Origin of the sequence: Limimaricola cinnabarinus (genome assembly GCF_047631075.1) — a bacterium.
In the GTDB taxonomy this organism is placed as follows: Bacteria; Pseudomonadota; Alphaproteobacteria; order Rhodobacterales; family Rhodobacteraceae; genus Limimaricola; species Limimaricola cinnabarinus.
Genome location: NZ_JBLHYX010000003.1, coordinates 1 through 16128 on the forward strand (window position 1 = coordinate 1; position 16128 = coordinate 16128).

Below are 16128 nucleotides of genomic sequence, written 5' to 3' on the forward strand. Positions count from 1 at the left end.
CAGCAAGGTCATCGTCGCCATCAACAAGGACGAGGAGGCGCCGATCTTCCAGGTCGCCGATTACGGCCTCGTCGGAGATCTGTTCGAGGTGCTGCCGGAGCTGACCGAGAAGCTGTGAGGCCGCAGGGGCGGCGTCGCCGATGCCGCCCCTTTCAGACTGTTTGCCCGGCAAAGGAAACTTCAAGCGCCTCCGCAATGGCGCGATGCCGCATGGCCTCGGAGAGGTCGGGCGTCGTCATTGCGACGATCCCGCTCACGATCGGGCGGAGATCATTGACCATTTCGCCGGTCACGAACAGAGGATCATCCCCGAGCCGACCGTCACCCCGCCGTTCGGGCAGAAGCACCAGTGTCACGGGCGAGGCGAGGCAGCTGATCAGTTTGCGCATCCGCATGGTCCAGGCGATGTGCAACTCCGCGCGCAAGGTCGCGAAACGCACGGGGTCGAGGTCCTGCAACGACGACAGCATGTGGCGCACGAAGCAGAATTCCGTGAAATCGACCTCCGGATAGAGCGCCCTTAGGGTCGCCGATGCTCGCAGGAAGCGGTCGTTGCGCCGCGGGTGTACCGTGTAGAGCCGGTTCGACAGCCCCTGCGCGCCCGTGATTTGCAGCACGACCCGTTCCGCGCGATTGCAGATGTCGAGCAAGGCCCGATCCCCCAGAAACGCCCCCGCGCCGGCATTGAGCGCGCCCAGATTGACGCATTCCAGACCGGTCCGCTCTTCGAGCAGCGCCACATAAGAGGCGGACATTCCCGGCCCGAAGGTTTCGGTGCCACCGGGGCAGGCGATGTAACGCCCCGCGCGTAGCCGTTCCGGTCCCCGCACCTCGAGCCGCGAACCTTTGTAGCATACGCGTGCGATATCGCCGGTTTTCAGACCGGTCCTGTCATGCTTCATGGCACAATCTCACCCATTTTTCCCGCCGGTGATTAGGCCATCGAAGGCTTGAGATACCGCTAAGGACCTCGCCGCCCTTGTGACCGGGGCGGGGGCGGACCTATGCTGCGCCGAACTGGACAGGGATGGTGTACAATGACGATCGAACGCGTGGGTGTCGTGGGTGCGGGTCAGATGGGTAACGGCATCGCTCATGTGTTTTCGCTGGCCGGCTACGAGGTGGTGATGACCGATGTGAGCGCCGAGGCGCTCGACAAGGCCGTGGCACTTATCGAGCGCAACCTCGACCGACAGGTCGCGAAAGGCGCTGCCACCGAAGACGAGAAAGCCTCCGCGATGGGCCGCATCTCAACCACGCCGACCCTCACCGATCTTGGCTCTTGCGACCTCATCATCGAGGCCGCCACCGAGCGCGAGGCCGTCAAGACCGCGATCTTCGAGGAGCTGGTGCCACATCTCGCGCCGCACACGATCCTGACCTCGAACACCTCTTCGATTTCGATCACCCGGCTGGCCTCGCGCACCGACCGTCCCGAGAAGTTCATGGGTTTCCACTTCATGAACCCGGTCCCGGTCATGCAGCTCGTCGAGCTGATCCGCGGCATCGCCACGGATGAAGAGACGTTCCGCGCCTGTTTCGAGGTGGTCGAGCGGCTTGGCAAAACGGCGGCGACCTCAGAGGATTTTCCGGCATTCATCGTCAACCGGATCCTGATGCCGATGATCAACGAGGCGGTCTATACGCTCTACGAGGGGGTGGGGTCGGTCTCCTCCATCGACACCTCGCTCAAGCTCGGCGCGAATCATCCGATGGGGCCGCTGGAGCTGGCCGACTTCATCGGCCTTGATACCTGCCTCGCGATCATGAACGTGTTGCATGACGGGCTGGCCGATACCAAGTACCGACCCTGCCCATTGCTGACGAAATACGTCGAGGCGGGCTGGCTCGGCCGTAAGACCAAGCGCGGCTTCTACGACTACCGGGGCGAGACGCCGGTGCCGACACGCTGAGGGGGGGGCCTCAGCCCCCTTCGCCAAAGTAGTCCGCGACCAGCGTCTCGATCGCGTCGGCGAGCCGCTCGGCCTCGGCTCCGGAGGTCTCGACCTCGATCCAGGTACCGCGCGAGGCGGCGAGCATCAGGAGCCCCATGATGCTGTCGCCAGTGGTCGAAAGACCGTCCCGGCTCACGGTCGCGTCGGCGTCGAAGGATTCGACGCATTCGGCGAGCTTGGCTGAGGCGCGGGCGTGAAGCCCCTTCACGTTGATGATTTGCAGGCGTCTCGAAGTCGTCATGTTCCGGTGCGTGTCTCCGTCTGCAGCCCCGCATCGACGATGAGGCTATCAATATATTTGCGGCCCGCCATGAGCGCCGCGCGCACCGCCTCCGGGACGGTCTTGCCGCGGGATTTGGCGAGCTTGATGAGCATGGGGAGGTTGGCGCCATATAGAATGCGCCGATCCGAGACCGAGCAGGCCCTGAGCGACAGATTCGAAGGCGAGCCGCCAAACATGTCGGTCACGATGACGACGCCGTGGCCGGTATCGACGCTGTCGGCGGCGACGCAGATCTCGTCCTGCTTGGCGGCGCGATCATCATCGGGCAGGATGGTGATGGCCATGACGCCGGTCTGGCGTCCGACGACGTGTTCCACAGCAGCGAGGTATTCGCGTGCGAGGCCTCCATGGGCCACGATGACGATTCCGATCACGCGACTTGTCCCCGTGCGGCCGACGAGACACCCGTCCCGGCGCGGCGTTCCAACTCCCTGTGACGTTTAGACACCTGCCATCCCTCCTTCGCAAGGGCCTTGGCCAAACGCTCGGTCACGGCGACCGAGCGGTGTTGCCCGCCGGTACAGCCGAAGCCGATCGACAGATGGGTTTTGCCCTCGGCGTGATAGGCCGGAAGCAGCGGTACCACAAAATCGCACATCGACGTGAAGAAGCCGTCAAAGCGGGGATCGCCCGCGACATGCGCATCCACCCGTGCGTCGCGCCCGTCGAGTGGGCGCAGAGCCGCGTCCCAATGCGGGTTGCGCAGGAAGCGGCAATCGATGACCAGATCGAGCCCGCGCGGCAGCCCCCTCTTGTAGGAGAAGCTATGGATCGTCACCGCGAGAGTGCGCCCCTCGGGCGGCGCAAACCAGTGTTCGATCTCGGCCCGCAGATCATGCGGCGACAGCCCCGAGCTGTCGAGCAGCACGTCGGCGCGGGCGCGCACCGGCACCAGCAGTTCGCGTTCGCGGGCGATGCCGGCAAGAGGGCTGTCGGCCGGGGCGAGAGGATGGCGGCGGCGCGTTTCGGAATAGCGGCGCACTAATTCATCCTCGTCGCAATCGAGATAGAGCACCTGCAACCGCAGCTCCGACCGCTGCGCCAGCCGGTCGATCGCGTCGATCAGCGCGTCGGTCGAAAAATCACGGTTGCGCACGTCGAGCCCGAGTGCCAGCGGGTGCGACAGAGGTGGTCCGTCGAGCAAGCGCCCCAGAAGGGAAAGTGGCAGATTGTCGATCACCTCGAAACCGAGATCCTCCAGCACGTTTATCGCGGTCGTGCGCCCGGCACCCGAAGGGCCGGTGACGAGCACGAGAGTATGGCGCCCGTCGGGATCGGCGGCGCGAGGAGTAATGTCGGCAAGCGCGGGGTCGGGTATCATGGCTCTCTCCGTCCTGCTTTCAGATACTGCAGGATCGCGGGCGCGAAATGCCCCGTATCGATATCGTGAAGCAAGGGGAGCGAACTTCCCAGATGCATGACGCGACGTTCCGGTGGAAGACGGAGCGTCTCCGGCGTGCCGCGCTCCACGGCCAGATACAGCCGCGCCGGCCCATGGGGAACGGCGTGGAGCAGCCCCACGCCCCGCGCCTCGACCAACCCGGCGATGGTGGCCGGGCAACTTGCCCAAAGGCCGCCATCGGGAGCGGGGGTTATGTGGGTGCGGTCGTCGGCCACCAGCTCGCAGCCCAGCGCCATCAGCGCCAACGCCAGCGTCGACTTGCCGCTGCCCGAGGGGCCGGTGATCAGCACGCCGCGTCCGCGCCAGGCCACGCAGCTTGCATGCAGGGTGAGCGGCGAAGGTGTCAGACCGGCAGGCCCACCACAAAGCGCGCGCCCAGCGGCTCGGAGGTGGGATCAGCCTCGGTTGGGCGGATGTTCTCGGCCCAGATCACGCCGCCATGCGCCTCGACGATCTGCTTGGAGATGGCGAGGCCGAGGCCGGAATTGTTACCGAACTGGCCCTCGGGCCGCTCGGAGTAAAAGCGCTGGAAGATCTTGGTCAGCGCCTCTTCGGGGATGCCGGGCCCGGTGTCCTCGATCACGATGAGCACCCGGTTTTCGCGCTGACGCGCCCAGATGCGAATTGCGTCGCCGTCCTCGCAAAACGAGATCGCGTTGGTGATCAGGTTGACGAAGACCTGCGCCAAGCGCCCCTCGAGGCCCTGAATCTCGATCGGCCGCGACGGCAGGTCGGCGATGAAGTCGATGCCCTTGAGAGTGGCCTCGCGCCCGAGGAAATCGTTGAGGTTCGACAGCATCTTCAGAAGGTCGAAGCTCTCTTCCTCCTCCTTGACCAGCTCGGCATCGAGCCGCGAGGCGTTGGAGATGTCCGAGACGAGCCGGTCGAGGCGGCGCACGTCATGCTCGATCACGTCGAGCAGCTTCTCGCGGTGGTCCTCGCGCTTGACGATGCGCAGGCTGCCGACGGCCGAACGCAGCGACGCGAGCGGGTTCTTGATCTCGTGCGCCACGTCGGCGGCAAACTGCTCGTTGCCTTCGATCCGGTCATAGAGCGCCGCGACCATGCCACGCAGCGCCGCCGAGAGGCGTCCGATCTCGTCGGGGCGCGCGGTCAGGTCGGGGATGCGCACCTTGGTCGGCGCGAACTTGCGGGCATTGCGGTCGCGTCCGGTCTCGGCGGCGGCGGCAAGCTCGGAGAGCGGGTTGGCGATGGTCGAGGCGAGCACGAGGCTCAGGCCGATCGACACCAGCATGCCGACCACGAACATCTGCAACACCTGCTCGCGCTCGCGGCGCACCAGCGAATCGATCTCGCCCGCCGCCGAGGTCACCGCCACCACACCCACGGCGCGGCGGCCCTGCTGGATCGGGGTGGCGACGGCAAAGATCGTGCGACCCTGCGCGTCGGTGCGGGTCTGGACCGCGGTGCCGCCGTTGAGGGCGGGCGACACCAGCGCACGCGCCGCATCGGCGGTGCCGAAGGCGGGCGGCTCGGCGCTTCTGGGCGACAGGAGGCCGGCCAGAGCCTCCCATCCGGAGTTGAGAAGATCCGTCAGCAGGGTGCCGCCATGGCCGAGATCGAGGCCGCTCACCGCCTCGCCCCCCATGGCGGCGGTTTCGCCCACCAGTTTGCCGGACGGGTCGTAGACCCGAAGCTCGATACCATCGCGCAGGTCGAGCGCGTCGAGGCTTGCCTTCACGTCGATGCCGTCGCCGGTGATCATGTTCACGGGTCCGCCCACGGGCAGCTGCACTTCGAACAGGTCGGCCACCAGCTCGGCCTGACTGACCAGAGACGAGGCTCTCTGAAAGGCGAGGTTGTCGCGCGAAGGGGTGAAATAGAGCATCCCCGCCACCAGAAGCAACAGCGCCACGAGGTTGAACGTGATGATTTTGCGCGCCAACGGCGAGCGGTTGAGCTGAACCAGCCTGCGGCGGCGGCGCGGCTGGTCGGCGGTCTGGGGCGTGACCCAGTCGTCGCCCAGAACCACCCGCTCGCGCGCTTCGCCCTCCCCGCCGCGGGCGGCGCGGCGGACCGAGTTGAGATCCCTCACATCGATCTTGGGAGCGGCAGTCATGCGGGGTTCATCCTTTGGCGGCGCGGAACCTATTCCTCGTTGTAGCGATAGCCGATCCCGTAAAGGGTCTCGATCGCCGAGAAATCCGGATCGGCGTTGCGCATCTTCTTGCGCAGCCGCTTGATGTGGCTGTCGATGGTGCGGTCGTCGACATAGACCTGATCGTCATAGGCCACGTCCATCAACTGGTCGCGGCTCTTCACGAAGCCCGGACGCTGGGCCAGCGCCTGCAGCAGCAAGAATTCGGTGACGGTGAGCGAGACGTCGCGGCCCTTCCATTTCACTGCGTGACGCAGCGGGTCCATGGTGAGCTGGCCGCGCTCCATCACCTTGTTCTCTTCGGTAACCTCGACCGTGTCGCCCGAGATCGCGTCCTGGCGGCGCAGCAGCGTGCGGATCCGTTCGACCAGCAGGCGCTGGCTGAAGGGCTTCTTGACGTAGTCGTCGGCCCCCATGCGCAGGCCGAGAACCTCGTCGATCTCGTCATCCTTGGAGGTGAGGAAGATCACCGGCATCTGGGTCTTCTGGCGCAGCCGCTGCAGCAGGTCCATGCCGTCCATGCGTGGCATCTTGATGTCGAGCACGGCCATGTCGGGGAGCTTCTTGTTGAAGGCGTCAAGCGCCTGCTGCCCGTCATTGTAGGTCTCGACCTCGAAGCCTTCGGCTTCGAGCGTCATCGATACGGAGGTCAGGATGTTCCTGTCGTCATCTACCAGTGCGATTCTCGACATTCGTGATCCCTCTTCAGCATGGATTCTTGTTAACGGGTTATTCACGTTGTTCCGGTTTGCCACCCGCAGATCAAGCCTGCAGGGCGAATCGGGGCCCCAAAGACGCCCCATTTGCGCCGAAATACGATAACCAATGGCTAAAATGCCTCACCTTCTCGTTGCACTCCATGCGTGTTTCGCGGCTCTATGCCGCTGCGAAAGGGGGTCGCGCGGGGCGGTTGCGCTAACAGTCAGCATGGTTGCGCTAACTGCATGGTCGCCTTGGAAATCATCGTGTTAAGCCATTCATGGCGGGCCGGGGAATGGCCCCGATGAGAGGAGCCGGACAGATGCAGCATGGACGCGTGAACCCCGAGATGACCCTCGAGGCGCAGGGGGTCTCCGGACTGGGCGAGGTCTATTACAACCTCACCGAGCCGCAGCTGATGCAGGCGGCGATCCGCGCCGGCGAGGGCGAGCTGGGGCAGGGAGGCACCCTGCTCGTGACCACCGGGCAGCACACCGGTCGCAGCCCCAAGGACAAGTTCGTGGTCCGCAGCGCAACCACCGAAGACACGATCTGGTGGGAGAACAACGCCGCGATGGAGCCTGCGGCCTTCGCGACGCTCAAGGCCGACATGCTGGCCCATCTCGCCGGGCGCTCGATGCATGTGCAGGATCTCTTCGCCGGGGCCGATCCCGCGCACCGCATCGACGTGCGCATGGTGACCGAGCTGGCCTGGCACGGGTTGTTCATCCGCCATCTGCTGCGTCGCCCCGAGCGCGCGGAGCTCGACGGCTTCGCCCCCGAATATACCGTGATCAACGCGCCGAGCTTCCGCGCCAACCCCGAGCGTCATGGTTGCCGCTCCGGCACGGTGATCGCCCTCAATCTCGACGAGAAGCTGATCCTGATCGGCGGCACCGAATATGCGGGCGAGAACAAAAAGGCCGTGTTCACGCTGCTCAACTACCTGCTGCCCGCCAAGGGCATCATGCCGATGCACTGCTCGGCCAACCACGCGCCGGGCAACCCGGTCGACACGGCCGTCTTCTTCGGCCTGTCGGGCACCGGCAAGACCACGCTCTCGGCCGACCCCAGCCGCGTGCTGATCGGCGATGACGAGCATGGCTGGTCGGATCGCGGCACCTTCAACTTCGAGGGTGGCTGCTACGCCAAGACGATCTCGCTCTCGGCCGAGGCCGAGCCCGAGATCTATGCCACCACGCGCAAGTTCGGCACCGTGATCGAGAACATGGTGCGCGACGACGACACGTTGGAACTCGACTTCGAGGACAGCTCGCTCACCGCCAACATGCGTTGCGCCTATCCCCTGAACTACATCTCCAACGCCTCCGAAGACGCACTGGGTGGGCATCCCAAGAACATCGTGATGCTTACCTGCGACGCCTTCGGCGTGCTGCCGCCGATCGCGCGGCTGACCCCGGCGCAGGCGATGTACCACTTCCTGTCGGGCTTCACCTCCAAGGTCGCGGGCACCGAGCGCGGCGTGACCGAGCCCGAGCCGACCTTCTCGACCTGCTTCGGCGCGCCCTTCATGCCGCGCCGCCCCGAGGAATACGGCAAGCTCCTGCAGGAGAAGATCGGCAAGCACGGCGCCACCTGCTGGCTGGTCAACACCGGCTGGACGGGGGGCGCCTATGGCACCGGCCGCCGCATGCCGATCGCCGCGACCCGCGCGCTTCTGGCCGCCGCGCTCGACGGGACGCTGGCCGAGGGCAGCTTCCGCAAGGACCCCAATTTCGGCTTCGACGTGCCGGTCTCGGTCGAGGGTGTTGACGACGCGCTGCTCGATCCGCGCGGCACTTGGGCCGATGGGCAGGCCTATGACACGCAGGCCGCGAAGCTGGCGCAGATGTTCGCCGACAACTTCGCGCAATACGTGCCGCATATCGACGACGACGTACGCGCCGCCGCCATCGGCTGAGGCCCGCCACAGGCCGGGCTTGACAGGGAGGGGCATGGCCCCTCCCAATTCGTTTGCCCTATCGGAGACAGCCCCATGCAGACGCCGTTTCACGCCCTGTTCCTCGTCGGCCTTCTGGCCGCCGCGCCGGGGCTCGCTCAGGAGACGGCGGCGCCCGAGGTCGCGGCATCCGAGGCCGACCCGCAGGCGAGTGACGCAGGCCCCGGGATCGACCTCTCCACCTTGATGATCACCGCGCCGTGGCCGCGTCCGCTGCCGCTTTCGGACGGGCGCGCGGGGCTGTCGGACCGCGTCTCCTTTGAGGTCGAGGGCACGCCGGTCTATGGCACGCTGGCGCTACCGCCCGATGGGCCTGCCCCGACGGTGCTGCTGCTGCACGGCTTCACCGGCGACCGCGACGAGCTTGGCATCGCGGAGACGGGCGAAGGTGTGTTCCGGCGCAGCGCGCGGCTTCTGGCCGAGGCGGGCTATGCGAGCCTGCGCATCGACTTTCGCGGTTCGGGCGAAAGCGTCGAGGGCTTCGATTTCGCCGACACCACCTTCGAAAGCCAGATCGCCGATGCGGGTGCGGCGCTCGACTGGCTGGCGGGCCACGAGCGCACGGCCGGGCCGCTCTATCTCATCGGCTGGAGCCAGGGCGGTCTCGTCGCCGCCACCCTCGCCGGGCGCGGCGCGCCGGTCGAGGCAATGGCGCTCTGGGCCGCCGTGGCCGACCCGCAGATCACCTTCGCCACGCTGTTCGGCCCCGAGATGCTGGCGGCGGGGGTGATGTCCGAGACGCCGACCCGTGTCGCCCTGCCTTGGGGCGCGGAGGTGACACTCGGGCAACCCTTCTTCGAAGGCGTCATCGAGTCCGATCCCGTCGCCGAGCTGTCGCGTTACGACGGCCCGCTCTTCGTGGCGCAGGGCACCGCCGACGCCACCGTCGATCCCGCACAGGCCGAAATGCTCCTCGCGGCCCATGAGGGGCGCGAGGAGCTGTGGCTGCGCGACATGGACCACAGCTTCGACGCCTATGAGGGGTCCGAGCGGCTCGACGAGATGGTCGCGGCCACTATCGCCTTCTTCGACATGCTGGGCGCGCCCTGAGCGCGTGCGCTAGCGGATCGGGGGCATCAGCGCGTCGTTCAGGCGGCAATCGCGGATCACGTCGCGCCCGCAGTCGCGCGGCTCGAGATCGCGGGTCAGGCAGATCCGCACCTCCTGCACCATGCCGTCCCGGCAGGTGACGGTGAGACCGTCCGCCGCGAGGTCCGGGTTGTCGCGCAGGAATGCCTCTTCGACCAGCGAGGTGGGCAGGGTGATCTCCCGGTCGAGCCTGCGAAACTCCTCGGGGCGGGTGATGCGCGCATAGGCGTCGCGCGCGGTTTCGTAATAGGCGTCCGCGGACAGGCCCGAGCAGGTGCCATGCTTCTTCCACTGGTGCCAAGCGGAGCCGGAAGTGCCCATGATGTCGGCCATCGCGCCGGTGCGGGCGCGCGACGGCGGGGCCTCGGGCGTGGCGCAGTAATCGGGCCAGCCATCCTCGTATTGCGGCCAGAGCCCGTGCAGCACCCAGCCGAGGTCGCGATCCGTGTCGCATTGTTCCGAATCGCGCGCCGCGCCCTCGCGGGCGCACCAGCCGGGCGACCAGCTCAAGGCCAGCACGTAGTAGTCGAATTCACCGGTCGTCTCGGCCCGCAAGGGCGAGGCGAACAGCGCCAGCACCGCGAAGGCTCTTGCCGCAAGGGTCATTTATGTCTTTCCTCCTGCCAGTCCGACCCCTATATAGCCCGGTGAGTTCCCCGAAAATGGAAACATGGATCGCAAGCGCGGTCCGCCCCGCGCCGGGGCAGGGGGAAGACGTGTTTTCGAAAGGGTGTTCACATGGCTGACAAACCGCTCATGGCCAAGGCCACCGCCGTCTGGCTGGTGGACAACACGACGATCAGCTTCAAGCAGATCGGCGATTTCTGCGGGCTGCACGAGCTCGAGGTGCAGGGCATCGCCGATGGCGACGTGGCCGCTGGCGTCAAGGGGTTCGACCCCGTCGCCAACAACCAGCTGACGCAGGACGAGATCGACAAGGCCGAGAAGAGCCCGCTGCACAAGCTCAAGCTCAAGTTCAACGCATCGGCCGTCGGCGAGGAAAAGCGCCGGGGTCCGCGCTACACGCCGCTGTCTAAGCGTCAGGACCGACCCGCCTCGATCCTGTGGCTGGTGAAGTTCCACCCCGAGCTCAGCGACGGTCAGGTCTCCAAGCTCGTCGGCACCACCAAGCCGACGATTCAGGCGATCCGCGAACGCACCCATTGGAACATCGGCAACATCGACCCGATCGATCCCGTGGCGCTGGGCCTGTGCCGCCAGTCCGAGCTGGATGCGGCGGTGCAGCAGGCCAACGCCAAGCGTCTGCGCGACGGCTCGGCGATGAGCGACGACGAGCGCCGCAAGCTGGTCTCGACCGAGCAGAGCCTCGGCATGTCGCCTGAGCCCAAGATGCCCTCCTCGATGTCGGGCCTCGAGAGCTTCTCGCTCTCCGAGAGCAACGCCGCCGAGGAAGAGGAGGAAAAAGAGGACAAGCGCGACGTCAAGGACGCCGACAGCTTCTTCAACCTGCCGGGCAAGGGCGACGACGAGGACGAAGAAGACAACTGATCCGCGCCGCGCCGGGGGTCATGCGCCCCCGGCGCCGCATGGGGCGCCCCGCGCCCCGACGCCACATCGGGCGTCCCGCTCAGGCGGCGGCCCGGGCGCTCGGATCGGGGAACACCCGGTCATAGACCCAGGTGAAGACGATCGTGTAGACGAGGTAGAACAGCGCGAAGCTCAGCTGGATCAGGAAGGCCTCCACGTAGCCCAGATCGAGCCACCACGAGAAGATGGGCAGCAGGATCAGCAGCAGTCCCAGTTCGAAGGCCGTGGCATGCAGCGCACGCAGCGGCAGCGTCTTGGCGGTGGTGCCGCGCCAGTACCGCAGCGCATGGTCGAAGATGAAATTGAACACGTAGTTCCAGCAGGTCGCCACCAGCGACGAGATCACGCTGATCGCGCCTATGTCGAGCAGCGGGAACCCGTAGATCCACGATCCCAGAGGTGTGACCGTGGCCAGCCCGATCAATTCGAAGCTGACAGCCTGCCGGATACGATCGGATTTCGTGCGCATGGAGCCTCCGCCGTGCCATGTTCACCGGGTCGTCCCGGCCTGTCAGGCCCGCGATGGGGCGGAGGTGGTCCTCGCTTGGTGAGGGGAATAGAATGTCTTTCGATTGCGCCGCAAGGGGTCAGAGGCTGCGCCGGGCCCTGAGCGCCGCGCTGATCGTGCCGTCGTCGAGATAGTCGAGCTCACCGCCCACCGGGACGCCTTGGGCCAGCGAGGTTACCGAGACGTCCGGCAACTGGTCCGAGATATAATGCGCCGTGGTCTGGCCGTCGATCGTGGCCCCGAGCGCCAGGATCACCTCCGATACGGCTTCGGATTTCACCCGGTCCATCAGCCGCGGGATGCGCAACTCCTCCGGCCCCACGGCGTCGAGCGCCGAGAGCGTGCCGCCGAGCACGTGGTAGCGGCCCTTGAACACGCCCGAACGCTCCATCGCCCAGAGATCGGCCACGTCCTCGACCACGCAGATCTGCCCCGTCGCGCGGCGCTCATCCGCACAGATGCCGCAGACGTCGCCGGTGCCGACATTGCCGCAGTTGAGGCATTCGCGCGCGGTCGCGCCCACCTCGGTCATCGTCTCGGCCAGCGGCGCGAGAAGCGTGCCGCGCTTCTTCACGAGATGCAGCACGGCACGCCGGGCCGAGCGCGGCCCGAGCCCCGGCAGCCGCGACATCAACTCGATCAGCCGGTCGATGGCCTCGCGGTCCTCGCTCATGTTCGGGCCTTTCGCGGGCCACCGGAGCAGGGCCCGGTATCTGAAGTGCGATGGAGCAGAGCGGACCTCAGAACGGCAGGTTCATGCCGGCGGGCAGGCCGAGCTCTTCGGTGATCTTCTTCATTTCCGCCTGCGCGCGCTCGGTCGCGCGCGACTGCGCGTCCTTGATCGCGGCGAGGATCAGGTCCTCGACCACCTCCTTTTCGGAGGCCACGAAGATCGACGGGTCGATGTCGAGGCCCGTGAGTTCGCCCTTGGCCGTCGCCGTGGCCTTGACCAGCCCCGCGCCGCTCTCGCCGGTCACGGTGATGGTTTCGAGATCCTCCTGGATCTGCGCCATCTTGCCTTGCATCTCCTGCGCGGCCTTCATCATCTTGGACATGTCGCCCAGGCCACCAAGCCCCTTGAACATCGCTGATCTCCTCGAATGCATTGGCCCAGAGATACGGTCGCGGGGGCCGCGTCACAAGGGCGGCGCGGCGATTGGGCTCACTCCTCCTCGAAGGGGTCCCATTCGTCCTCGACCTCCTGCAGCGCCTCTTCGGCCGCATGCTGCGCGCGCTCGGCCTCGGTGCGGATCTCGGTGATCTTGGCCTTCGGAAAGGCCGCGAAGACCGCGCGCACTAGCGGATGCGCCTCGGCCTCCTGCCTGAGCGCCAGCGTCGCCGCGTCGCGCGTCTCGGCCACGGTCGGCGCGCCGCCCTCGCTGACCACGCTCATCGCCCAGCGCGCCCCGGTCCAGGCCTGAAGCTTCTGACCCAGCCGCTGCGCCATGTCCGGACGCGCATCCCCGGTCGGTTCGAACTCGATCCGGCCGGGGCTGTAGCGCACGAGCCTGAGCGTGGTCTCGACCTCGATCAGCATCTGCACGTCGCGGTGATGCCGGATCAGCTCCACCACGTCCTCGAAGCGGGCATAGCGCGCCAAGGCGCTCTCGGTGGCGACGGCCATGGCGGGCTGGGCCGAGCCGCGCGCCGAAGGACCCGAGGGGCCGGCATGGGTCGGGGCAGGGGCGCCGCGCGCCTGCATCTCGCCGCCCTGCGGGGGCCGCGCGCCGCCGCCGCCGCCGCCCGAGGGGGGCGGGGGAGGCGGTGCGTCCTGCAGCTTGCGCACCAGTTCCTCGGGCGAGGGCAGGTCCGCCACATGGGTAAGCCGGATCACCGCCATCTCGGCGGCCATCATCGCGTTGGGGGCGTGCGCCACCTCTTCGAGCGCCTTCAGGAGCATCTGCCACAGCCTTGTCAGCACCCGCATCGGCAGCGCCTCGGCCATCTGCGCCCCGCGCGCCCGCTCGTCGGGGCCGACGGTGGGGTCGTCGGCGGCCTCGGGCGTGATCTTGATGACCGAGACCCAATGGGCGATCTCCGCGAGATCGCGCAGCACCGCCATCGGGTCGGCCCCTTCGGCGTATTGCGCCGAAAGCTCGGTCAGCGCGCCCGCCGCGTCGCCCCTCAATACCATGTCGAACAGATCGAGCACCCGGCCCCGGTCGGCCAGCCCCAGCATCGCACGGATCTGCTCCGCCGTGGTCTCGCCCGCACCATGGCTGATCGCCTGATCCAGAAGCGAGGTCGCGTCGCGGGCCGACCCTTCGGCAGCGCGGGTGATCAGTGCCAGAGCGTCGTCGGCGATTTCGGCGTCCTCGGCGGTGGCGATGCGGCGCAGCAGGCCGATCATCACCTCGGGCTCGATCCGGCGCAGATCGAAACGCTGGCAGCGCGACAGCACCGTCACCGGCACCTTGCGGATCTCGGTGGTGGCGAAGATGAACTTCACATGCTCGGGCGGCTCTTCCAGTGTCTTGAGGAGCGCGTTGAACGCCCCCGTCGACAGCATGTGCACCTCGTCGATGATATAGACCTTGTAGCGCGCCGAGGCCGCCCGGTAATGCACGCTATCGATGATCTCGCGGATGTTGGCGACGCCGGTGTTCGAGGCCGCGTCCATCTCCATCACGTCGACATGACGGCCTTCCATGATCGCCACGCAATGCTCGCATTGGCCGCAGGGTTCGGTCGTGGGGCCGCCATTGCCGTCGGGACCGATGCAATTCATGCCCTTGGCGATGATACGCGCCGTCGTCGTCTTACCGGTGCCGCGGATGCCGGTCATGATGAAGGCCTGCGCGATGCGGTTTGCGGCAAAGGCGTTCTTGAGCGTGCGCACCATCGCGTCCTGCCCGACGAGATCGGCGAAGGTTTCGGGCCGGTATTTCCGGGCGAGAACCTGATAGGCGGGGGCGTCTGACATGCGTTTGGCTCCGGAGATCGGGACCGGACCAAACTAGGCGCTGAGGGCGCGGAGGTCCACCTCGGGGCGGCTCAGAGCAGCCACAGGATCGCGCCCGTGGCAATCGCGCCGAGCGACAGCAGCACCGCGAGGATCAGCATTCGCCGCGCCCCCTGCGCCTCGGCCACATGGCTGGAGATCCGCCGCTGCGCGCGGCGTGTCTCGCGCGCGGCGGCGGCAAAGATCAGCACCGCGATGACGATGAAGATCGTGGCGACGGCCTTGGCCATCCAGATTGGAGAGAAATCGCCGAACACCGCCTTGAGGCCGATCGCCACCGCGAGCGCCGCCATGCCGGTGCGCATCCAGCCCGCGAAGGTCCGCTCGTTGGCCAGAAGCGTCCGATCCTCGGCCCAGTCGGTGCGGTCCTCGGCCCATCGCGTCTTGCGGTCGATCTCGCGGTCGCCTTCGGTCTCGTCCATGCACCCTCCTGCGAAGGCCATCAGGCCCGGCAGGAGGCGGGGCGTCAACCGCCCTTGCGGCGGCGCGCCCCACGCTGGGTCGATTTGACGTGCTTGGTGAAGGATTTGCCGCGCGCCCGGCCTTCGGCGAGGCTTTCGCTGTTGTGGCGGTCCTCGGCCTCCAACTTGCGCCAGCGCGCGAGGCGCTCGGGGTCGAGATCACCCGCATCGACGGCGGCGCGCACCGCGCAGCCGGGCTCGGTCTCATGGGCGCAATCGGTGAAGCGGCATTCGCTCACCAGCGCCGTCACGTCGTCGAACAGCTCCTCGATGCCCTCGGCCGTGTCGGTGAGTTGCAACTCGCGCATTCCCGGCGTGTCGATCAGCCAGCCCCCCGCGCCGCAGCGTCGCAGCGCCCGGAAGGTCGTGGTGTGCCGCCCCTTGGCGTCGTCGGCGCGCACGCCCGCCGTGGCCCCGGCCCCGCCGGTGAGCGCGTTCTGAAGTGTCGTCTTGCCGACGCCGGAGGAGCCGACCAGTGCCAGCGTCCGTCCCGGCCCGCACCATGGTTCGAGCCGCGAGGCATCGGCCAGATCGCGCGCGTTGAGCGCCATCGCCACGACCTGCGGCGAGATCGCGCGCGCCTGCACGAGATAGGGCTCCACGTCGTCCACGAGGTCGGCCTTGGTCACGATCACCAGCGGCAGGCAATCTCCCGCCATGGCGAGCGCGACGTAGCGCTCGAGCCGCGCCGGGTTGAAGTCGTCGTTGCAGCTGGTGACGATGCCGAGGCTGTCGACATTGGCAGCGACGAGCTGGCGCGAGACGGTATGGCCTGCGGCCTTGCGGGCGATCTGGCTGCGCGGCGCGAGGCGCATCCGCGCCTGCCCGTCGCGCATGCCGACCCAATCGCCCACGGCAAAGGAGCCCGCGCCCGAGGGCGCGCCGATCTTGACAGGCCCGTTGGGGGTCAGCGCCACGAGGATCGTGCGATGGATTTCCGCGATGCGCGCGGGCGCGTCGCCCTGTTCGAGCTGGCGTGCGAAATGATCCGACCAGCCGAGGTCGGAAAGCGAGAGGTCTGTCACTGGAATGGTCCCGTCACGAAAGAACACGGGCCCGCGAAGGCGGGCGGCGTCGCGTCGGGCAAGGGGCGGCTCAGGCGGCCCCGGCCCGGAGGGCGATCACAATCTGCATGATGTCCT

Annotated in this window: 18 protein-coding genes and 1 pseudogene; 5 read left to right on the forward strand and 14 right to left on the reverse strand. The window is 67.2% G+C overall.

The window, feature by feature from the left end; translation table 11 throughout:
- Nucleotides 1-118 (forward strand): annotated as a pseudogene (locus tag ACJASC_RS03280) (electron transfer flavoprotein subunit alpha/FixB family protein); the annotation flags it as partial.
- Between the two features lie 34 nt (nucleotides 119-152).
- Here ACJASC_RS03280 and ACJASC_RS03285 read toward each other — a convergent pair.
- Entirely contained in the window at nucleotides 153-902 is a 750-nt protein-coding gene (locus ACJASC_RS03285; RefSeq protein WP_415143520.1) for a DUF6473 family protein, read from the reverse strand.
- Nucleotides 903-1037: 135 nt separating this feature from the next.
- Here ACJASC_RS03285 and ACJASC_RS03290 point away from each other — a divergent pair, with 135 nt between their 5' ends.
- Complete coding sequence (locus tag ACJASC_RS03290) at nucleotides 1038-1913, forward strand: 3-hydroxybutyryl-CoA dehydrogenase (protein ID WP_021693978.1); 876 nt, start codon at nucleotides 1038-1040, stop codon at nucleotides 1911-1913.
- A 10-nt stretch (nucleotides 1914-1923) separates the two neighbouring features.
- Here the strand turns inward: ACJASC_RS03290 and ACJASC_RS03295 are convergent, their stop codons facing one another.
- From ACJASC_RS03295 to ACJASC_RS03320, 6 genes are read right to left on the reverse strand one after another with little or no spacing between them, the layout of a single operon-like run.
- Nucleotides 1924-2196, reverse strand: coding sequence for an HPr family phosphocarrier protein (locus ACJASC_RS03295; RefSeq protein ID WP_021693979.1), 273 nt, complete (start codon nucleotides 2194-2196; stop codon nucleotides 1924-1926).
- Entirely contained in the window at nucleotides 2193-2612 is a 420-nt protein-coding gene (locus tag ACJASC_RS03300) for a PTS sugar transporter subunit IIA (RefSeq protein WP_021693980.1), read from the reverse strand. Before ACJASC_RS03300 ends, ACJASC_RS03295 begins: the two co-directional genes overlap by 4 nt.
- On the reverse strand, nucleotides 2609-3559 hold the full coding sequence (gene rapZ / locus ACJASC_RS03305; RefSeq protein ID WP_415143523.1) for an RNase adapter RapZ: 951 nt from the start codon (nucleotides 3557-3559) through the stop codon (nucleotides 2609-2611). Before rapZ ends, ACJASC_RS03300 begins: the two co-directional genes overlap by 4 nt.
- Nucleotides 3556-3930 (reverse strand): HPr kinase/phosphorylase, encoded by a 375-nt coding sequence (locus ACJASC_RS03310; RefSeq protein ID WP_415143525.1) that lies wholly within the window; start codon nucleotides 3928-3930, stop codon nucleotides 3556-3558. The genes rapZ and ACJASC_RS03310 overlap by 4 nt, the downstream gene beginning before the upstream one ends.
- A 53-nt stretch (nucleotides 3931-3983) precedes the next feature.
- Nucleotides 3984-5720 (reverse strand): sensor histidine kinase, encoded by a 1737-nt coding sequence (locus tag ACJASC_RS03315; RefSeq protein ID WP_021693984.1) that lies wholly within the window; start codon nucleotides 5718-5720, stop codon nucleotides 3984-3986.
- Nucleotides 5721-5749: 29 nt separating this feature from the next.
- Nucleotides 5750-6451, reverse strand: a complete 702-nt coding sequence (locus tag ACJASC_RS03320; protein ID WP_021693985.1) for a response regulator transcription factor — start codon at nucleotides 6449-6451, stop codon at nucleotides 5750-5752.
- A gap of 329 nt (nucleotides 6452-6780) precedes the next feature.
- On the opposite strand from ACJASC_RS03320, the gene ACJASC_RS03325 reads away from it, so the two are divergent.
- Nucleotides 6781-8379, forward strand: a complete 1599-nt coding sequence (locus ACJASC_RS03325; RefSeq protein WP_415143528.1) for a phosphoenolpyruvate carboxykinase — start codon at nucleotides 6781-6783, stop codon at nucleotides 8377-8379.
- A 75-nt stretch (nucleotides 8380-8454) separates the two neighbouring features.
- A complete protein-coding gene (locus tag ACJASC_RS03330) occupies nucleotides 8455-9468 on the forward strand; it encodes an alpha/beta hydrolase family protein (protein WP_415143530.1) in 1014 nt (337 codons plus the stop codon).
- A 9-nt stretch (nucleotides 9469-9477) separates the two neighbouring features.
- On the opposite strand, the gene ACJASC_RS03335 is transcribed toward ACJASC_RS03330, so the two are convergent.
- Nucleotides 9478-10113: a ribonuclease T2 family protein gene (locus ACJASC_RS03335; RefSeq protein WP_415143532.1), complete on the reverse strand. Its 636-nt coding sequence runs from the start codon at nucleotides 10111-10113 to the stop codon at nucleotides 9478-9480.
- A 132-nt stretch (nucleotides 10114-10245) separates the two neighbouring features.
- On the opposite strand from ACJASC_RS03335, the gene ACJASC_RS03340 reads away from it, so the two are divergent.
- A complete protein-coding gene (locus tag ACJASC_RS03340) occupies nucleotides 10246-11016 on the forward strand; it encodes a DUF1013 domain-containing protein (protein WP_021693989.1) in 771 nt (256 codons plus the stop codon).
- Between the two features lie 79 nt (nucleotides 11017-11095).
- Here the strand turns inward: ACJASC_RS03340 and ACJASC_RS03345 are convergent, their stop codons facing one another.
- The 6 genes from ACJASC_RS03345 to rsgA form a co-directional block, all read right to left on the reverse strand.
- A complete protein-coding gene (locus tag ACJASC_RS03345) occupies nucleotides 11096-11524 on the reverse strand; it encodes a PACE efflux transporter (RefSeq protein ID WP_021693990.1) in 429 nt (142 codons plus the stop codon).
- Between the two features lie 118 nt (nucleotides 11525-11642).
- The gene (gene recR / locus ACJASC_RS03350; protein ID WP_415143534.1) at nucleotides 11643-12236 is read right to left on the reverse strand and encodes a recombination mediator RecR; all 594 of its coding nucleotides are present in this window, start codon (nucleotides 12234-12236) and stop codon (nucleotides 11643-11645) included.
- A 67-nt stretch (nucleotides 12237-12303) separates the two neighbouring features.
- Entirely contained in the window at nucleotides 12304-12648 is a 345-nt protein-coding gene (locus tag ACJASC_RS03355) for a YbaB/EbfC family nucleoid-associated protein (protein ID WP_021693992.1), read from the reverse strand.
- A 77-nt stretch (nucleotides 12649-12725) separates the two neighbouring features.
- On the reverse strand, nucleotides 12726-14486 hold the full coding sequence (locus ACJASC_RS03360; RefSeq protein WP_415143537.1) for a DNA polymerase III subunit gamma/tau: 1761 nt from the start codon (nucleotides 14484-14486) through the stop codon (nucleotides 12726-12728).
- A 71-nt stretch (nucleotides 14487-14557) separates the two neighbouring features.
- A complete protein-coding gene (locus tag ACJASC_RS03365; protein ID WP_415143539.1) occupies nucleotides 14558-14947 on the reverse strand; it encodes a YidH family protein in 390 nt (129 codons plus the stop codon).
- Nucleotides 14948-14991: 44 nt separating this feature from the next.
- Entirely contained in the window at nucleotides 14992-16011 is a 1020-nt protein-coding gene (gene rsgA / locus ACJASC_RS03370) for a ribosome small subunit-dependent GTPase A (RefSeq protein ID WP_415143541.1), read from the reverse strand.
- Between the last annotated feature and the right edge of the window lie 117 nt (nucleotides 16012-16128).

What these genes read in the sequence shown, in the direction of transcription:
- rapZ (WP_415143523.1), bottom strand. Translation starts at nt 3,559, where the DNA reads ATGATACCCGACCCCGCGCTTGCCGACATTACTCCTCGCGCCGCCGAT.
- ACJASC_RS03360 (WP_415143537.1), bottom strand. Translation starts at nt 14,486, where the DNA reads ATGTCAGACGCCCCCGCCTATCAGGTTCTCGCCCGGAAATACCGGCCC.
- ACJASC_RS03335 (WP_415143532.1), bottom strand. Translation starts at nt 10,113, where the DNA reads ATGACCCTTGCGGCAAGAGCCTTCGCGGTGCTGGCGCTGTTCGCCTCG.
- ACJASC_RS03355 (WP_021693992.1), bottom strand. Translation starts at nt 12,648, where the DNA reads ATGTTCAAGGGGCTTGGTGGCCTGGGCGACATGTCCAAGATGATGAAG.
- ACJASC_RS03285 (WP_415143520.1), bottom strand. Translation starts at nt 902, where the DNA reads ATGAAGCATGACAGGACCGGTCTGAAAACCGGCGATATCGCACGCGTA.
- ACJASC_RS03315 (WP_021693984.1), bottom strand. Translation starts at nt 5,720, where the DNA reads ATGACTGCCGCTCCCAAGATCGATGTGAGGGATCTCAACTCGGTCCGC.
- ACJASC_RS03330 (WP_415143530.1), top strand. Translation starts at nt 8,455, where the DNA reads ATGCAGACGCCGTTTCACGCCCTGTTCCTCGTCGGCCTTCTGGCCGCC.
- ACJASC_RS03320 (WP_021693985.1), bottom strand. Translation starts at nt 6,451, where the DNA reads ATGTCGAGAATCGCACTGGTAGATGACGACAGGAACATCCTGACCTCC.
- ACJASC_RS03325 (WP_415143528.1), top strand. Translation starts at nt 6,781, where the DNA reads ATGCAGCATGGACGCGTGAACCCCGAGATGACCCTCGAGGCGCAGGGG.
- recR (WP_415143534.1), bottom strand. Translation starts at nt 12,236, where the DNA reads ATGAGCGAGGACCGCGAGGCCATCGACCGGCTGATCGAGTTGATGTCG.
- ACJASC_RS03290 (WP_021693978.1), top strand. Translation starts at nt 1,038, where the DNA reads ATGACGATCGAACGCGTGGGTGTCGTGGGTGCGGGTCAGATGGGTAAC.
- ACJASC_RS03345 (WP_021693990.1), bottom strand. Translation starts at nt 11,524, where the DNA reads ATGCGCACGAAATCCGATCGTATCCGGCAGGCTGTCAGCTTCGAATTG.
- ACJASC_RS03295 (WP_021693979.1), bottom strand. Translation starts at nt 2,196, where the DNA reads ATGACGACTTCGAGACGCCTGCAAATCATCAACGTGAAGGGGCTTCAC.
- ACJASC_RS03365 (WP_415143539.1), bottom strand. Translation starts at nt 14,947, where the DNA reads ATGGACGAGACCGAAGGCGACCGCGAGATCGACCGCAAGACGCGATGG.
- ACJASC_RS03340 (WP_021693989.1), top strand. Translation starts at nt 10,246, where the DNA reads ATGGCTGACAAACCGCTCATGGCCAAGGCCACCGCCGTCTGGCTGGTG.